Annotated in this window: 14 protein-coding genes and 2 tRNA genes; 9 read left to right on the forward strand and 7 right to left on the reverse strand. The window is 56.6% G+C overall.

Going from position 1 to position 18263, the window contains the following annotated elements:
* Window positions 1–516 precede the first annotated feature (516 nt).
* From Q1Y74_RS03740 to recF, 6 genes are all read right to left on the reverse strand, one after another.
* Window positions 517–2241, reverse strand: a complete 1725-nt coding sequence (locus tag Q1Y74_RS03740; protein ID WP_300812397.1) for a hypothetical protein — start codon at window positions 2239–2241, stop codon at window positions 517–519.
* Window positions 2242–2248: 7 nt separating this feature from the next.
* Complete coding sequence (locus tag Q1Y74_RS03745) at window positions 2249–3283, reverse strand: HlyD family secretion protein (protein WP_300812398.1); 1035 nt, start codon at window positions 3281–3283, stop codon at window positions 2249–2251.
* Window positions 3284–3548: 265 nt separating this feature from the next.
* Window positions 3549–4871 (reverse strand): TolC family protein, encoded by a 1323-nt coding sequence (locus Q1Y74_RS03750; protein WP_300812399.1) that lies wholly within the window; start codon window positions 4869–4871, stop codon window positions 3549–3551.
* A gap of 174 nt (window positions 4872–5045) precedes the next feature.
* Entirely contained in the window at window positions 5046–5186 is a 141-nt protein-coding gene (locus Q1Y74_RS03755) for a hypothetical protein (RefSeq protein ID WP_300812400.1), read from the reverse strand.
* 63 nt (window positions 5187–5249) lie between these two features.
* Window positions 5250–5540: a DUF721 domain-containing protein gene (locus tag Q1Y74_RS03760; protein ID WP_300812401.1), complete on the reverse strand. Its 291-nt coding sequence runs from the start codon at window positions 5538–5540 to the stop codon at window positions 5250–5252.
* On the reverse strand, window positions 5537–6649 hold the full coding sequence (gene recF / locus Q1Y74_RS03765; RefSeq protein ID WP_300812402.1) for a DNA replication/repair protein RecF: 1113 nt from the start codon (window positions 6647–6649) through the stop codon (window positions 5537–5539). Before recF ends, Q1Y74_RS03760 begins: the two co-directional genes overlap by 4 nt.
* Window positions 6650–6807: 158 nt before the next feature.
* On the opposite strand from recF, the gene Q1Y74_RS03770 reads away from it, so the two are divergent.
* The 7 genes from Q1Y74_RS03770 to Q1Y74_RS03800 all read left to right on the forward strand — a co-directional run bounded on the left by Q1Y74_RS03770 (window position 6808) and on the right by Q1Y74_RS03800 (window position 10747).
* Window positions 6808–7491: a tetratricopeptide repeat protein gene (locus Q1Y74_RS03770; protein WP_300812403.1), complete on the forward strand. Its 684-nt coding sequence runs from the start codon at window positions 6808–6810 to the stop codon at window positions 7489–7491.
* A gap of 146 nt (window positions 7492–7637) precedes the next feature.
* On the forward strand, window positions 7638–8132 hold the full coding sequence (gene ribH / locus Q1Y74_RS03775) for a 6,7-dimethyl-8-ribityllumazine synthase (RefSeq protein WP_300812404.1): 495 nt from the start codon (window positions 7638–7640) through the stop codon (window positions 8130–8132).
* Window positions 8133–8194: 62 nt separating this feature from the next.
* Window positions 8195–8277, forward strand: a tRNA-Tyr gene (locus Q1Y74_RS03780).
* A 9-nt stretch (window positions 8278–8286) separates the two neighbouring features.
* Window positions 8287–8359 (forward strand) — tRNA-Gly (locus tag Q1Y74_RS03785).
* Between the two features lie 149 nt (window positions 8360–8508).
* A complete protein-coding gene (locus Q1Y74_RS03790) occupies window positions 8509–9063 on the forward strand; it encodes a Crp/Fnr family transcriptional regulator (RefSeq protein WP_300812406.1) in 555 nt (184 codons plus the stop codon).
* Window positions 9064–9179: 116 nt separating this feature from the next.
* A complete protein-coding gene (locus Q1Y74_RS03795) occupies window positions 9180–9824 on the forward strand; it encodes a hypothetical protein (protein ID WP_300812407.1) in 645 nt (214 codons plus the stop codon).
* 116 nt (window positions 9825–9940) lie between these two features.
* Window positions 9941–10747, forward strand: a complete 807-nt coding sequence (locus Q1Y74_RS03800) for a hypothetical protein (protein ID WP_300812408.1) — start codon at window positions 9941–9943, stop codon at window positions 10745–10747.
* A 660-nt stretch (window positions 10748–11407) separates the two neighbouring features.
* On the opposite strand, the gene prfB is transcribed toward Q1Y74_RS03800, so the two are convergent.
* On the reverse strand, window positions 11408–12526 hold the full coding sequence (prfB, locus tag Q1Y74_RS03805) for a peptide chain release factor 2 (RefSeq protein ID WP_300812409.1): 1119 nt from the start codon (window positions 12524–12526) through the stop codon (window positions 11408–11410).
* Window positions 12527–12809: 283 nt separating this feature from the next.
* Between prfB and Q1Y74_RS03810 the strand changes: the two genes are divergently transcribed.
* A complete protein-coding gene (locus Q1Y74_RS03810) occupies window positions 12810–15734 on the forward strand; it encodes a M16 family metallopeptidase (protein ID WP_300812410.1) in 2925 nt (974 codons plus the stop codon).
* 188 nt (window positions 15735–15922) lie between these two features.
* Window positions 15923–17950 carry a hypothetical protein gene (locus tag Q1Y74_RS03815; RefSeq protein ID WP_300812432.1) on the forward strand — a complete coding sequence of 676 codons (2028 nt, stop codon included), beginning with the start codon at window positions 15923–15925 and terminating at the stop codon, window positions 17948–17950.
* The last annotated feature ends 313 nt before the right edge of the window (window positions 17951–18263 follow it).

Raw genomic sequence — 18263 nt, forward strand, 5'->3', positions numbered from 1 at the left:
TTCCGGCCTCTGTTTCGAGGAATTCAGCGGGAGGGCATGTTACAGAAAAAGGCGTTTCCGCCTCTTTTTGCAAGCAGAAACGCCTTAACTGAAACACAAAGACAAATGCTGCCTTCAGCCGACATGCGCCCGTCACTCGTCGGGCTGCGAGCGGAAACGAGCAAAATACTCCTTCAGCTGTCCGAAATACAAACTATCCGGCATCTCCCAATGGGTCTGAAGACCCCATCTTATCTGTCGGAATATCCAACTGCTTGTGCAGAAGTTTACAAGTAAACTTAATCGGATTATACAGATCAATCATTTTAATTTTCCGCTTTTGGTTAATCAGGTAATAAACATCTTTAATCAAATTAATCTACTTTAAACATCATGCCACGAAAAAACAACTAACTTTACAAAAAATACGATAGTCATGAAGAAGTTGATATACGCTTGCCTGTTAGGATGCTGCTTAGCCCTCTCTGCCTGCCATTCTGCAAAGAGCACCGGCACAACCAACCCTTACCTGACACATTACCTTTCTTCCGACTCAACGGTCGCCGGAAACGGAAAGGTAGTATCCTCCAAAGTGGACGACTTGAACAAGGAACGGTTGCACGAAACTGTCGCCCCGGAGAAAAAAGCATCATGGGCTGATATTTTGCGGGATATTTTGAAACGGCGGTAGGTGTTCTTCACCTCGCGCGCCACATTCTTCCAACTGGGCATCTCCTTCAGTTGGCGCCGCACCGGCATGTCGTAGAGCAAGAACAACAGCAACAACAGGATGCAGCCGTAGAGCACCCACCCGTATATCTGGCGGATGCTGACTTCCATCATTTGCGAGACGAACGTCTCCATATATTCACCCAGCGGGAAGGGCGAACTGCTGAACGACACGCGGTCGATGGCGCTGCCGTAGCGGGCCATGTTGTCCGTCATGTAGTAGGAAAGGGCACGTCCGTAAAGAGCCGAACCCTGCACGCCGCCCACCACCATGTGGAGCATGTTGAAAACGCTGAGCGCCTGGAAGAAGTGCTGGAAGGTCATAATCTCCTCTAAGCAAACCATAAACGTAGCACTCAGCACGGCATAGGCAAAACCGCGGCACATCGTCGGCAGATAGAGCTGCGACAGGTGTATCTCGCCCGAGAACAGGAAATAATAACCTGCCAGGTAGCACACCAGCGCCATGACACCCACGATAAGGAGCCGCAGGTAGTTGAAGCGGCGCACGTGCATCCACCAGTAGGCAAACAGACAGCCCGCCAGAATGCCTGCCAGCGCCAGCCAGTCCAACTGAACGCTGACGGTCTCGGCATAGTGCATCACCCCTTCGTAGAAACTTTCCTCCAGCACACGCTCCGTAGCCAGAATCATTTCGACCACCGTAATCAGTGCCAGAATGGGAAACAGATAGCGGTAGGTCCACATCTTGGGCTCCAGGAAAGGATGGCGGATGGCCAGCATGCGCTTGACGCTGACGTAAGCCGTCAGCACGATGGTGCACGTCAGCGTACAGATGACGGGGCTGTTCCACCAGTCGTAGAACTCGCCGTAGTCGAACAGGTAGGCAATCTGCAACAGCAATGCCGCCCACAGCAGCGCGCCCGTCCAGTCGATGCCCAGCAGGGGCAGTTTCTTCATGAAACGGAAGTGGCGCACGCAGGTAGCCAGTATCAGCAGGTCCACCAGCATCAGGGCGGCGATGAACAGGTGCATGCACGTCCAGTGATAGTGGTGCAGCAGCCAGGTAGTCATCAGGTCGGACAGCTGCATGCTGCCCAGGATAATGATGTGCAGCAGGGGGAAGAAGACGGTGAAGTCGCGCTTGGGCGTCATCCACAGCTGTATGTTCGACATGGCTTCGAAGGTGCCCTGAATCTTGCAGATGCCTTCGACGAAGCACACCGCCCACAGCAGGGGCAGGAAGGTGATGTAAGGCGCCACCAGGTTGCACACCAGCGCACCCAGCGCAGCAGCCGTGAGCAGCGTCTTGTTGGTGAAACAGAACTTCATGCGGAACAGCAGCGGGAAGTAAATGGCCATGCCCGCCAGATTGGCGTAAAGGCACATCATCAGGTCCTCGCGCATCAGCGACATGCCGCCCACCATCTGGTTGAGCGCACCCAGATAGATGCCGCCCGAAAGCTGGAAGGTGAAAGCCATGAATACATAAATCCACGGCTGCATCTTGCGCGGTACAAACTCGCGGAACATGGGCATCGTGAACGGCCCGTTAAGAATCGGTGCTCCCATAGTCTGCTCAATATTTCACCTCACACTCCAGATTGAACCCGGCACGCAGGCGTTGCAGGTCTTCGGGACGATTGCCCTGCAGGCTGATGCGCACGGGGACACGCTGTTCTACCTTGACGAAGTTGCCCGTAGCGTTGTCCTGGGGAATGAGCGAGAAGGCGGCTCCCGTAGCGTCGGAGATGGACTCCACCGTACCTTTGTAGACGATGCCCGGCACGGCGTCGGCCGTAATCTCGACCTCGGCTCCCTCGTGGATGTTGGGCAGCTGCGTCTCGCGGTAGTTGGCCACTACCCACAGGTCGGTGCCGTCCACAATGTCCACCAGCGTCTGTCCCGGCTGAACCAACTGGCCTTCGTGCATGTCCTTACGGCCGGTCACGCCGTCGCAGGTGGCCAGCACGACGGTGTACGACAGGTTCAGGCGTGCCAATTCTACGGCTGCTTCGGCCAGGCGGACACCCGCTTCGTTCTGGTCCAGACGGTGGGTCTGCTCGTCCTTCGCCAGCGAAGTGGAGCGGCGGGCGCGGAGCACCTGCTCGTAGCGGGCACGGGCGGCATCGTAGGCGGTGCGCACGTTGTCGTATTGCTGACGGGTGACGGCATCCTCACCCAACAGTTTCTCGTAGCGGCTCAGTTCGCGACGGGCATTCTCCATCTGCACGCGGGCTTCCTCGATGCCGGCATCGCTCACACTCAGGTTGTTCTGCGTGGTGGCAATGCCTGCCGTGGTGGCCTTGCTGCCTGCCAGCGCATTGGCAAGGTCGGCCTCGGCCTGTGCCAGACGCAGGCGGAACTCGGCATCCTCGATGATGACCAGCGTGTCGCCCTTGTGTACGGGTTGGAACTCCTCAAAGCAGATGCGCTTGATGAAGCCCTGTACACGGGTGTTGACGGGGGTGATGTGCTGCCTTACCTGTGCGTTGTCGGTATATTCCACGCGGCCCAGGTGCAGGAAGCGCGAGCAGACGTAAACCAGTCCTGCCACGAGGCAGCCGATGATGACGATGTTGTATATCAGTTTCTTTGCAGTTCTTGTAATCATGACTTTAAGTATTATGGTTGGTTGAATATATAAAATTTAAGTCTCGAATTTAATATTCCACAGGAAGTTAAGAAGTTATAGAAGTTATCACTTTGCTTCGCTTCGTTAGAAGTTAAAGCCGATAGTACCGTGAAAAGGGAACCTTCGGTAACACTGTCTATTGGCCCTTAACTCCTAAGCCCGCCTGGCGGGCGATAACTTCTTCTAACTTCTTTAACTCCTGCAAGTTTTGGTAAAACCGAAACTTGTATAAAATTAAGAAAGGTTAGAGTGTATGCGTGATGTAGCGCATCTTATAATAATTGTAGACAACGTTGATGCGCGCGTTCACCAGCGCCAGGTCGGCACTGAGCTTCATGTTGCCGGCATCGAGCATGTCGGTCAGCAGGGCGAGGTCGTTCTCGTAGCGGTTGCTGGTCACGCGGTAGTTCTCGTCGGCCAGCTGTACACTCTTCTCCTGCGTGCGCAGGTCGGTGAAGGAGGTCAGGAAGTTCACGTAGCCTGCCTGTACGGCATTCTCCACCTGCTCGGCTGCCAGTTCGTGTTCTTCCTGCGCCTTGCGGGCGTTCAGGCGTGCCTGCTTCAGCTTCTTGTTGTTCTTGAAGAGCGAGGACAGATTGTACTTCACGCCCACGCCTACGTACCAGTAGTTGAAGTTGTTGTCCAGCACGGGCACTTCGATGGTGATGGGGCCGTCCAGATGCTCGGCGGCTACCAGCGCCACCTTGGGCAGCAGCTCCGAACGCTCCAGCTTCACCTGCTGCCTGCCCATCTCGACCGAAAGGCCGCTCTGTTGCAAGGCCAGGTTGCTTTGCAGGGCCATCTGCTGCCAGTCGCTTTCGGCCAGCACAGGCACGTCGGACGAGAGCAGCGTGGTGTCGGGGACAATCTCGGTGCCGGCCGGCAGATGCAGGGTGGTCACCAGCTGGTGGTTCATGATGCGGCGGGCGTCTTCCACCTGCGCCAGTTGCAGCTTCAGCGTTTCGCGTTGCAGCTCGTAGCGGGTGATGTCGTTCTTCAGGGCGGTTCCCTGGTTGCGGCGTGCCTCCATGTTGCGGATGACCTGCTCGGCCAGTTCCAGGTTCTTCTGCAAGACCCGACGCTGGTTGCCCAGCTTGTAGATGTTCAGGTAGTAGCCTATCAGCAGGAAGCGGATTTCCTGACGGTTCTTCTGCGCGTCCAGTCCTGCCATCTGCTGGCCCAGTTCGGCCAGGGCAATGCTGCCGCTCACCGCGCCACCGGCGTAGATCACCTGTTGCGCCTCGAGGGCGAAGTTGTTGCCGAAGTGGGGCATGTCGATATTCATGCCGTTGCTGAAGTCGCGGTCCCACAGGCGGCCGTCGCCCAGATAGCTGACCGACAGCGAGGCGGAGACATCGGGCAGGCGCTGTGCCTTGGCGGCCTGCAGCGCTTGGTCGGCAGCCTCGCGGGCGGTGGAATAGGTTTGGATACTCTTGCTGTTTTCGTCGGCCAGGCGGAACATCTCATCGACGCCCAACAGGCGGCCCGACGAAGCGGACTGGGCGTAAAGGCCCGGACTGCACAGCACTGCCGCACACAGCGCCATGAGTCCTTTTCTGTAACTCATAGACATGAAATAAATGTAATAAAAAAGATAAGGGTTACGGTCGTACGGACAGGACACCGGGCCTTCTGCCGGCACACGACGACACGACCTGCCGCCGGACAGCCCGCAAGACCTGAATAAGAAATTGAAATCGGATGGGAAATGCTTCCGCCCACCGGACGGAAGGAACAGGTATTAAATCAGAGCAGCCACACCCCAGGCATGGAAGTCGTGTATCTTGTTCTGATAACGGATGGCGATGTGGTAAAAACGTATTTTCATTCTGACTTTCTTTTTCCTGCTGGTTTGCGGGCGCAAAGGTACGAAATCAGACACATAAGTTGTAACCTTAGGAAGGTCTACTTATAACATTGTTTAACAAGACGGGAGGCAATCCGGTCAACGGAAAATGATGTTGGTAATCACCTGCGCACCGACGTGGCGGTTCAGGTTGCGCACCAGCAGTTCGCGGCCCATCATCAGCTCCTGCCGCAGGGCTGCCGAAGTGAGGTGTACGTAAAGCACCTGGTTCCTGATGTAAAGCTCGCGAGTGTACGAGGCTATCGTAGGCCCCAGCACTTCGGGCCAGGCGTTGATGAGCCGCCGTTCGTTGAGCGGCGACTCCAGACTCTCCTGGCGCAGGTACTGGCGGATCAGGGCGCCTATCTGCTCGGCATCGTTCCGCTTCATGCTTCCTCCTCCCTCATTTCGCTCACTTCGCCCTGCTCCACGCGGAACATCCTGTAGTCGCTGCCCACCTTGTGCAGAATGCGGTCGAGGTGTTCGCGGTTGGTATCGGTGATGAATATCTGCCCGAAGCTGTCGCCCGCCACGAGCTTGATGATCTGTTCCACGCGCGAGGCGTCAAGCTTGTCGAAGATGTCGTCAAGCAACAGCAACGGCACGGTCGAGCCTGTCCGCTTCAGGAAGTCGAACTGCGCCAGCTTCAGCGCCACCAGGTACGTCTTGTTCTGCCCCTGCGAGCCCTCGCGCTTGATGGGGAAGTCGCCCAGCAGCATGTTCAGTTCGTCCTTGTGCACCCCGCGCAGCGAATAGCCCATGATGCGGTCGCGCTCGCGGCTGGCCTTCAGCACTTCGAGCAGCGAGGCGCCGCGTGCGTGCGAATCATAGGTCAGCCCCACCCGCTCCTTGTCCTGCGAGATGAACGAATAGAAGTTCTGGAAAATGGGGATGAACTCGCGGATGAAGGTTTCGCGCTTTCTGAATACCACTTCGCCCGTCTGCGCCATCATCTCCTCCCAAACCAGCAGCAGCTCGTCCTCGACGGGCGTTTCGCTCTTCAACAGGACATTGCGCTGAGCCAGCGCCTTGTTGTAGCGTATCAGCGCCTCAAGATACTCCTTGTCGTACTGCGAGATGACCACATCCATAAAGCGGCGGCGCTCGTCGCTTCCCCCGGCAATCAGGTCCGAATCGGCAGGCGACACCATCACCAGCGGCAGGAAGCCGATATGGTCGGACAGGCGGGTGTACTCTTTCTTGTTGCGCTTGAACTGCTTCTTCTGCCGGCGCTTCATGCCGCAGTATATCTCCTCCGGACTTCCGTCGGCAGCCTCGTAGAACCCCTGGATGACGAAGAAGTCGGCATCGTGGCGGATGTTCTGCGAATCGATGGGATTGCCCGCGCTCTTGCAGAACGACAGGTAATAGACGGTATCCAGCAGGTTGGTCTTGCCCATGCCGTTCTGCCCGAAAAAGCAGTTCAGTTTGGGCGAAAAAGACAGCTCTACCTGCTCCAAATTCTTATAGTTAAGTACGGATAGACGTTTCAGTATCATAAATTAAGACGAGTTTGCTTGCAAAAGTAGGAAGTTTTTCGGGCTTTTCGGAAGCGAAACAAAAAAAGATGCCGCTAAATTTCGTTGATAGCTATAAAAAACTTACTTTTGCGGGTCGAAATCCCAATTAAGAATAATAACAAAAAGTAAATATAAAAATGGCAGAACAAAAGAAGACGAACGAAGCTCTGAACATGGAAGAGGCTCTGACCCAGTCGGAAGCATTCCTTCTCAAAAACAAGAAAGCGATTATCGGTGCCATCGTGGCCATCATCATTGTAGTGGCAGGCGTGCTGATGTACAAGAATCTCTACGTTGAACCCCGCGAAGAGAAGGCACAGGCAGCCCTGTTCAAAGGACAGGAATATTTCGAGGCCGACCAATACGAACAGGCACTGAACGGCGACAGCATCGGCTATGCAGGCTTCCTGAAGGTGGCCGAAGAATACAGCGGCACCGACGCAGCCAACCTGGCCAAAGCCTACGCAGGCATCTGCTACGCACACCTCGGCAAATATGACGAAGCCATCAAGGCTCTCGACAGCTTCAGCGGCAGCGACCAGCTGGTGGCTCCTGCCATGAAAGGCGCCATGGGCAACTGCTACGCACAGGTGGGCCAGCTGGACAAAGCCGTAGACCTGTTGCTGCAAGCAGCCGACGAAGCCAACAGCAACGCCATCAGCCCCATCTACCTGCAACAGGCCGGCGAAATCCTGGTCAAGCAAGGCAAGTACGATGACGCCATCAAAGCCTACACCACCATCAAGGACAAATACTTCCGTTCATACCAGTCTATGAACATTGACAAGTATATCGAGCAGGCCAAACTTCTGAAGAAGTAAGGCTGGCTACACCTTATTATATATAAGAACATCTGCGGGCACGGATTGCATGGACAAGACACGGAACTAAACCAACCGTGAAATCCGTGTAATCCGTGCCTGTTTTTACTCATATTCATTCCCCCCTCTCTTATAAACCCACCAATATGGCTACAGCTTATCACAACCTTTCCGACTACGACTTCAATTCCGTCCCCAACGCAGAGAACATGAAATTCGGCATTGTAGTCTCCGAATGGAACTACAACATAACAGGAGCCCTGCTGGACGGCGCCGTCAAAACGCTGAAAAAGCACGGTGCCAAAGACGAGAACATCCTGATAAAGACCGTGCCCGGCAGCTTTGAGCTGACCTTCGGAGCCAACCAGATTATCGAATACAGCGAAGTGGATGCCGTCATCGCACTGGGCTGCGTAGTCCGCGGCGACACCCCGCACTTCGACTACGTCTGCATGGGAGCCACACAGGGCATCGCCCAACTGAACGCAAGCGGCGACGTGCCGGTCATCTACGGACTGATAACAACCAACACCATGGAACAGGCCGAAGACCGTGCCGGAGGCAAATTGGGCAACAAAGGCGACGAATGTGCAATTACTGCAATAAAAATGGTGGATTTCGCTTGGAGTTTACAAAAATAGTCGTATCTTTGCACCGCAATTGAGAAACGAAGGCACTTCGCCCAAGTGGCTCAGGAGCAAAAGGGCAAATACCAGAGTGGCCAAATGGGGCAGACTGTAAATCTGCTGGCTTACGCCTTCGGTGGTTCGAATCCATCTTTGCCCACACAAATTTGCGGAAGTAGCTCAGTTGATAGAGCATTAGCCTTCCAAGCTGAGGGTCGCGGGTTTGAGTCCCGTCTTCCGCTCTTCAGAGAATCAGATAGTTATCGCAAGATTTCTATCTGATTTTCGCTTTTAAGGGGCGGCGCCAAACCGCGTCCGCCTCCGCCACCTATCCCGTCAAGAACCATGAAAACGGGTCAACCGCTTCATTTCACACATCGACATCCACCTCTTGCGCGACCTGTGCCTCCAGCAGGGCAGTCCCGCCCCGTTCGCCCGGAACGAATACTTCCTGCGCGAGGGCGAGGTGTCCGACCGCATCGGCTACGTGGAGTCCGGCATCTTCCGCTACACCACCCGGAACCGCACCGAACGGCGGGAATACAACGTGGGGCTCGTCTTCCCCGGCGAGTTCATCGCCGACTATCCCTCGTGCCTCTACGGACTGGCGTCCGAAACCAACATCCAGGCCGTCACCCCCTGCCGCGTCCACCTCTGCCCCGCCGCCAGGCTGTCCGCACACTACGAAACGGGCATGGACGGGCAGCGCACGGGACGCGTCATCATGGAGCAACTTTTCCTGGACGTCTACGCCCGCTACCTCGACATGTTCCGCCTCACGCCCGAAGAGCGCTGCCTCCAGCTGCTGGAGCGTTGCCCCGACCTCCCGCAACTGCTGCCCGTCAAGGAGATTGCCTCCTACCTGCACATCACACCCACGCACCTGAGCCGCATCCGGCACCGCCAGACTTTCGGGACGGACAAGACACAGACGGATGCGGAGTGAGTCGGGCCCAACCTGTGTTGAGACTTACGCCGCCCTGTTGGAAGCATGGAGGAAAAAGCCTATATTTGCCCCACCAAAGCCATTATCTCTCAAACCATGAAGAATACATGATGGAAATGAAACAGATACTCAATGACTGGCAAGGGCTGTTCCCTGCCTTATCCCCGTACACTCCCTCTACCCTTTACACGAAGGCCGATTTCGTCCTGATGGGGCTCCGGCTGGAGAAAGTCATGTCCGACACCTACCGGGTCATTCTGGAATGCCTGCCGCTGTGGGAACAGGATAAAAGCAGCATGAAGATACCCGTCTTTTCATGGGAACTCTATGACAAGAAAGGCATGCAGTTCTTCATCAAGACTTCCTTGCACGAACATCTGTTCCCGACAGCCGCCGGGTGTGCCGAAGAACAGTTCGGAGCACTTCTGAAAGAAAACATCCTGGCGGGCGACCTGTGCCGGTGCATCCGGAAGGCCTCCGCTACGTTTGCAAACTGGCACCGTATCCTGACATTCAAGCTCGTGTTGGCCACTTATTTGAACGACGCCCGCTTCCTTGCAGAAGTAAGGCAGGAGATAGAAACGGAAACCGGGCATTGGGATTCGGACAGATTCGCCGCGCTGTTCCGGAAGTCCAAGGAAGAATGGAAAGCCGACCTATACCGTCGGTTTGAAGACAGAGAGGCGCTGCTCGAACGTATTCAGACCCACATGGATGACAAGAAGATAGCCAGGTTGAAGCCGTCTCATATCTTGTTGTAACCGGAAGAATCGCAGCAAACCCTCAACATAGGTTGAGAGTTCCGGCGCGCTGTTGGACGAACGGGACGGATTTCATAACTTTGTCTGCCATATTACAAACCTAAAAACCACTGATTATGAAAACAACCTATCTGATGGGAATGCTTTTTGCTTTCCTTTGCATCGTTGCTTTGGCAGGATGCAGTGATGAAGAGAACAATCCGCTCCGCTTCGACCTCTCTGCCGATACGGACAACACCGTAGACGTATGTTTCCCCCGCAGTGAAGAGGACGGGAGCGCAGGCGCCGTCACCATCCTGGGTGGCGACGGCAGCTACACCGCGCAGTGCGACAACGCCGCCGTACTGAAAATCGACATGAAGTATCCCAATGCCTTCGTGTTCTACCCGCAGGACTGGGGCGAGGCACACGTCACCGTGACCGACGGCACGGGTGCGTCCATCATCCTGAAAGTGGTGGTTTACCAAAGCAAGCAAACGCTGACCGTCGGCTATATGGACGTCCTCATCACGGGAGGAGAGCAGCTGACGGAAGAACAGCAGGCCGCCCTCCGCGAGGAAGCGCTGGCCACCATCCCCGTGAAAAAGGCAGGCGGTGGCTACCGGATGATATTCGACAATCCCCAAGACCCATACAGCGGCACGCTCTGCTTCTATCCCACGGAGATGGACAAGGAGGAAGAAATGGTGAAGGGTACTTTCATCGTCAACTCCGACCGCAGCGAGGAGAATCCGTGGTACTACCGCTTCCTGCTGGAAGAGAAAGAACACGCACTGATATTGTTGCCTTATGAGGACAAGAAGGGAGTGACGAGAAACTACCTGATTCCTATTATGGCCCTGTTTGAAGATGTGACCGGACAGATTCCGACCTCCTATCCCGGCGTGAAGGTGTTTACACAGCAGGTCCTCTGGAAGCCCTGACGGCCTGCCGCCGGCCCGCTCAGACACCATCACTCAGTTTCACTCCCCCTCCTTTTATTATTACCGCCCTTTGCCAGTATCGCAAAGCCTCCCTTGCCAGTACCGCAAAGGAGGCTTCCGTAGTTTGTATTTCGAGCGAGATATAGAAATATTTCGAGCGAGATAATTATATATTTCGAGTGAAATAGTTTTCTATCCCACTCGAAATAAAAACATAGAACAGTAGCTTTATCGATGTGCGAAGGGAGCCTTTGCCACAGTATGAAAGGAGGCTTTTACCGGCTCCCGTCCGAAGGTGCCACGCAGACATCCACGGTGCGTCCGCCCGCACACATCACCCAACGGCACACAGCTTTGGGGCTGATACAGAAAAAGCACCTCATGAACGGACGGCATCGCGCTTCGTTGCCCGTTCATGAGGTGCTTTTCTTACTCAAGTTTCGATTTTACCGAATTGAAAATCGGCGAAGCCAAACTTGCAGGAGTTAAAGGAGTTAAAAGGAGTTATCGCCCGTCTTGGACGGGCTTAGGAGTTAAAAGCCAATAGAGAAGCAAACAGCTCACCATGTATCGGCTTAACTCCTTAACTTCTTAACTCCTGAACTACCAGAGAAATATCAAATCCGAAACTTGAGTTTTCTTATTTCTGACCAAACAGCCTTACGCCTCGCCCGCCCCTGCGAACTCCATCAGGTAGGCCTTGACGAAACCGTCTATCTTGCCGTCCATCACGCCGTTCACGTCGCTGGTCTGGTAGTTGGTGCGGTGGTCCTTCACGCGGCGGTCGTCGAAGACGTAGCTGCGTATCTGCGAGCCCCACTCGATTTTCTTCTTGCCCGCCTCAATCTTGGCCTGCTCGGCCATGCGGTGCTTCATCTCCTTGTCGTAGAGCATGGAGCGGAGGAGGCGGAGGGCGTTCTCGCGGTTCTTGGGCTGGTCGCGCGTCTCGGTGTTCTCAATCAGGATTTCTTCTTCCTCGCCCGTGTAGGGGTCCTTGTACTGGTAGCGCAGACGGACGCCGGACTCCACCTTGTTCACGTTCTGGCCACCCGCGCCGCCGCTTCGGAAGGTATCCCACGAGATGCGGGCCGGCTCGATGTTCACCTCGATGGTATCGTCCACCAGCGGAGTGACAAACACGGAGGCGAATGAGGTCATGCGCTTGCCCTGGGCGTTGTAGGGCGACACGCGCACCAGGCGGTGCACGCCGTTCTCGCCCTTCAGGTAGCCGTAGGCATAGTCGCCGCTGATTTCGATGGTACAGGTCTTGATGCCCGCCTCGTCGCCTTCCTGCAGGTTGGCGATGGTGGCCTTGTAGCCGTGGGTCTCGGCGTAGCGCAGGTACATGCGCATCAGCATGCTGGCCCAGTCCTGGCTCTCCGTACCGCCGGCTCCGGAGTTGATTTTCAGCACGCAGTCCATCTGGTCGGCCTCTTCGCGCAGCATGTTCTTCAGTTCCAGGGCTTCGACGGCTTCGGCAGCCTTGGCATAAGCCTCGTCCACCTCCTCTTCGGTCACCAGCTCGTCCTTGTAGAAGTCGAACGCCAGCTGCAGTTCGTCGGCCAGGGTCTTCACTTCGTTGTAGCCGGAAATCCATTGCTGGAGTCCCTTCACTTTCTTCATCTGTGCTTCGGCGGCCTTCTGGTCGTCCCAGAAGCCGGGTGCCTGCGTGCGGAGCTGCTCCTCCTCCACCTGTATCTTCTTGCCTTCGATGTCCAGGTAGCGGCAGAGCGCCTCGGTGCGGTCTTTGATATCTTTCAGTTGTTCAGCGGTTATCATATATGAAATTATTTATGTTTTGCAAGTTTGTTAATAGGTTGTAGTCAAGGGGGTTAAGAAACTAAGGAGTTAAGCCGACGCCCTTGCAAAAGGCTTGTCGGTACGAGGGGAGTACCGGCCTTTAACTCCTCAGCCTGCCTCCGGCAGGCGATAACTCCCTTTAACTCCTTTAACTCCTGCAAGTTCCGCAAGTGCGGAACTCGCGTGAAAATACTTAGTTTCGGAGTGCAAAGGTATGAAAAAAACGGATATATTTGCAGGGATTATTCTAATAAGTCTATTTATGAACACATTACTCAAGAAAATCGGCCTTCCGCTGCTTTGCCTGGCAGCCCTGGGCCTGAGCAGTTGCACGCAGAAGTACAGCTACGAGACAGTTCCCAACGACCCGCTCCAGGCGCGTATCTACACGCTGGACAACGGACTGAAAGTTTACATGACCGTCAACAAGGACGAACCGCGCATCCAGACGTACATCGCCGTGCGCGTGGGCGGCAAGAACGACCCCGCCGAGACCACCGGCCTGGCCCACTACTTCGAGCACCTGATGTTCAAGGGCACCAGCCACTTCGGCACCATGAACTACGAAGCCGAGAAGCCCCTGCTGGACCAGATAGAGCAGACGTTCGAGGTCTACCGCAAGACGACGGACAGCCTGGAGCGCAAGGCCATCTACCACACCATCGACAGCCTTTCGTACGAGGCCTCGAAATATGCCATCCCCAACGAGTACGACAAGCTGATGGCCGCCATCGGCGCCAACGGCACCAACGCCTACACCAGCTTCGACGTGACCTGCTACACCGAGGACATCCCCAGCAACGAGGTGGAGAACTGGGCACGCATTCAGGCCGAGCGGTTCAAGAACTGCGTCATCCGCGGCTTCCACACCGAGCTGGAGACGGTGTACGAGGAGAAGAACATGTCACTGACCCGCGACTCGCGCAAGGTGTACGAGCAGACCCTCGCCGCCCTCTTCCCCCACCACCCCTACGGCACACAGACCGTGCTGGGCACGCAGGAAGACCTGAAGAACCCCTCCATCACCAACATCAAGAACTATTATAAGACGTGGTACGTGCCCAACAACATGGCCATCTGCCTCAGCGGCGACTTCGACCCCGACCGGATGATTGCCATCCTCGACAAGTACTTCGGCGACATGCAGCCCAACCCCAACCTGCCCAAGCTCGACCTGCCCAAGGAGACGGACATCACCGCCCCCATCGTGCGCGAGGTGCTGGGCCCCGAGGCCGAGAACGTGACCCTGGCCTGGCGCTTCCCCGGCGCGGCCAGCAAGGAACTGGAGACGCTGCAAATCGTGTCGCAAATCCTGTATAACGGGAAGGCCGGCCTCATCGACCTCGACCTGATGCAGCAGCAGAAGGCCCTGAGCGCCTACTGCTACCCCATGAGCATGAGCGACTACAGCGCCTTCATGATGGCCGGCCGGCCCAAGGCCGGACAGACGCTGGACGAGGTGAAGGACCTGCTGCTGGGCGAGCTGAAGAAGCTGCGCGAAGGCGACTTCGACGAGAGCCTGCTGGAGGCCAACATCAACAACTTCAAGCTCTACCAGCTCTACCAGCTGGAAAGCAACAGCGCCCGTGCCGACTGGTTCGTGCAGTCGTTCATCAACGGCAGCCAGTGGGCCGACGAAGTGACCGCTCTGGACCGCATGGCCAAGCTGACGAAGCAGGACGTGGTGGACTTCGCCAACAAGTATCTGAAGGACGACAACTACGCCGTCATCTACAAGCGTCAGGGCAAGGACCCCAACGAGATGAAGATAGCCAAGCCCGAAATCACCCCCATCGTGATGAACCGTGACACCGCCAGCGCCTTCCTGCGCGAACTGCAGGCCAGCGCCAAGGCCTCCACACCCATTGAGCCCGTCTTCCTGGACTACAGCAAAGACCTCAGCCAGCTCACCACCGGCAAGGGCGTGCCCGTGCTCTACAAGCAGAACACCTCCAACGACCTCTTCCAGCTGGTCTACCTCTTCGACATGGGCAACAACCAGGACAAGGCGCTGGGCACCGCCGCACAGTACCTGGAATACCTGGGCACCTCGGACCTGACACCCGAACAGGTGAAGAGCGAGTTCTACCGCATGGCCTGCTCGTTCTACGTGTCGCCGGGCAGCCGCCGCACCTACGTCACCCTCTCCGGCCTCAACGAAAACCTGCCCGCCGCCATGGCCCTCTTCGAGAAGCTGCTGGCCGACGCACAGGTGAACCCCGAAGCCTACACCAACATGGCCAACGACCAGCTGAAGGCACGCAAGGACGCCAAGCTGAACCAGAGCACCAACTTCTCGCGCCTCATCAGCTACGTGAACTACGGCCCCAAGAACCCCTCGACCAACCTGCTGAGCGAAGCCGAACTGAAGGGCATGAACCCGCAGGAACTGGTGGACCGCATCCACAGCCTGAACAGCTACAAGCACCGCATCCTGTACTACGGACCCAGCAGCGACAAGGAACTCGTCGCCCTGCTCGACAAGGAGCACCGCACACCCGACACGCTGAAGGACGTTCCGGCCGGCGACAACTTCAAGCAGCAGGCCACACCCGAGACGAAGATTTACCTGGCTCCCTACGAGGCCAAGAACATCTACATGTCGCAAATCTCCAACCGCGGCGAGAAGTTTGACCCGTCCATCGAACCGGCCCGCCAGCTCTACAACGAGTACTTCGGCGGAGGCATGAACTCCATCGTCTTCCAGGAGATGCGCGAGAGCCGCGGACTGGCCTACTCGGCCTGGGCAGGTTTCAGCAAGCCCGGCTATGCCGACGAGGACTATTACTTCGTGTCGCAGATTTCGTCGCAGAACGACAAGATGCTCGACGCCATCAACACCTTCAACGACATCATCAACAACATGCCGCAGTCCGAAACGGCCTTCAAGCTGGCCAAAGAAAGCATGATTACCCGCCTGCGCACCGACCGCATCACGAAGATGGGTGTCATCTGGGACTACATCGACGCACAGGACATGGGTGAGACGGTGGACAGCCGCATCAAGCTCTTCAACGACGTGCAGAACATGACCCTGCAGGATGTCATCAACTTCCAGCAGAAATGGATCAAGGACCGCACGTACAGCTACGGCATCCTGGGCGACAAGAAGGAACTCGACATGGAGGCGCTGAAGAAAATCGGCCCCGTCATCGAACTGACGCAGGAGGACATCTTCGGCTATTGACAAGCCGAATGACGGAAGCTCCAGAACTGAAGAACCGGCAGCGGACAACAGCACGCTGCCGGTTTTCCATTCAAACCGGCACGACCGGCTTCCGTCCGTACATCCGAAATCTATTTACCAACAAATATATTTGCAAAATGAAGAAACAAAGCTACAACATGCTGTACACATGCCTTTTGTGTACGACCATGACACTCTCTGCCCAGCAGGCATCCGGTGCCGCCCTGGCAGACAACAAGCCGGCAACGACCATCGGCACAGGCAACCCCTACCTGCCCCTTTGGGAACACCTGCCCGACGGAGAACCGCGGGTGTTTGAAGACCCCGACAACCCCGGCAAGTACCGCGTCTACATCATCGGCTCGCACGACGTCCGCTTCGACAGTTACTGCGGCGCCGACATCCGCATGTGGTCGGCTCCCGTCGACGACCTGACCGACTGGCGGGACGAAGGCCCCATCTTCACCTATCACATCCAAAACCAGTGGGACGTGATGTATGCCCCCGACCTGGTCGAAATCAAGAAGAAGGACGGAACGAAGGAGTACTACCTCTACCCCCACAGCCGCGGACAGAACCGCGAAGCCATGGTGTGCAAAGGCAGCCGTCCCGACGGTCCCTTCACGCCCGTCAACCTGAACGAGGACGGCACCCGCACCGTGCCCGGCAGCTTCCTGGGCTTCGACCCCTCCATCTTTGTGGAGAACATTACCGACCCCAACGACCCGGACTATGAGATTGGCTTCCGCGCCTACGGCTTCTGGGGCTTCCAACGGTCGTCGGCAGCCCAACTGGACCAGAACACCATGTACTCCGTCCGCCCGGGAACCGAGATTATCCCCTACTTCATCCCGGCCAGCAGCCGCTACGGAGCCGTCAAGGACCCCGAAGGGACTACCTACCCCGCCCTCTACAAGGAACAGAAGCCCACGGAGTTCAACTTCTTCGAGGCCTCGTCCATCCGCCAGGTGGGCAACAAATACGTGATGATATTCTCCGGCTACTCCGGCCCCGACTACGGACTGGGCAGCAGCAACTCCACCCTCCGCTATGCCTACGGCGACTCGCCGCTGGGTCCGTGGCGCAGCGGCGGCGTGCTGGTCGATTCGCGCGGCGTAGTCCTCAACCAGGACGGCAGCAAGCTGCAGACCACCAATGCCGGACACAACACCCACGGCAGCCTGCAGGAAATCAACGGCCAGTGGTACGTGTTCTACCACCGTCCGCCGCGAGGCTTCGGCTTTGCCCGCCAGGCCATGGTGGCTCCCGTTGCCATCCAGTGGGACGAGAAGCCGGTGGCCGAAGGCGGCAAGGTGGTCATCACCGGATACGACCCCTATTCGGCAGACAACACCTGGACGGCCAAGGCCAGCAACGGCGACGCCTATACGGGAGCCGAAGTCACCTCGGAAGGCTTCCAAATCTTTGGTCTCGACCCCTACAAGTACTACTCCGCCGGCTATGCCTGCTACCTCTCCAACGTAGGCAGCCAGCAGGACTCCTGGGACATCTGGGACAACAACATGCCCATCTCCGTGCAGGGCGGCGACATCATCGGCTACAAATACTTCGGATTCGGCGGACTGGACAAGGCACAGAAGGGACTGAAGCCCTTTGCCGGAACCAAGGAAGGCAACCGGACCGCGTTCAACCTCTTCCTGATACCCGAAACGGACGCTTCCTTCAAAATCAACATCTGGCTGGACGGCCCGTGGGACAACAGCACCTGGAAGGGTAAGAAGATAGGCGAAATCAACGTTCCCGCCAACTCCGCCCGCAAGTTCACACAGGTCACCGCAGACGTGTCGGAAGCCGTGGACAAGCTGGACAAGAAGCACGCCATCTACCTGGTGGCCGAAGGCGGTTCCAACGGAAAGCTCTGCACGCTGCTGGGTCTGGGCTTCAGCGCCAACGGTCAGTCGCTGGACTATCCTGCCGTACCCGAAATCTCGATTACGGTCAACGGCCTGAAGGTTGACCTGCCCGCCACGCCGGTAAGGTCTACCAACGCCAACGGCATCACTGGCTATGACCAGTACGAAGCCCGCTTCACACTGCCCGCCGGCACCAACGGCACTCCGAAGGTAGCCGCCTCGGCCAGCGACCCGAGCGTCAAGATAGACATCACACAGCCCGCGTCAAGGGACGGCAAGGCCGTGGTGAAGTTCGACTACAAAGGTAAGGTGAAAACCTACACCGTGGTGATGACGGAATAGCCTGAAACGCGGAGGTGTGTCAAAACTAAAAGCGGCTGACTTCTTGTCGGCTTTTAGGCACGGATTACACGGAAAACACGGAGAAAGAAAAATAAGCATCCGTGAGTTTCCGTGTAATCCGTGCCTAAAGGAAAGCGATTCCTTCATTTGGCACATCCCCACGGCCTCCCTCCCGGCACGGTTGACACGGGGAAACACGGCAAAACAAGTCTGTATGCCGATGAAGCCCCGTGTCGTCCGTGCCTTGTCGTATCTGCCCCCCGCTGTCCGCCCCTTGTCAAGTGGACGCTTGCATGGCTCGCAGACCATGCAA

The organism is uncultured Bacteroides sp., assembly GCF_949298305.1.
Lineage (GTDB): Bacteria > Bacteroidota > Bacteroidia > Bacteroidales > Bacteroidaceae > Bacteroides.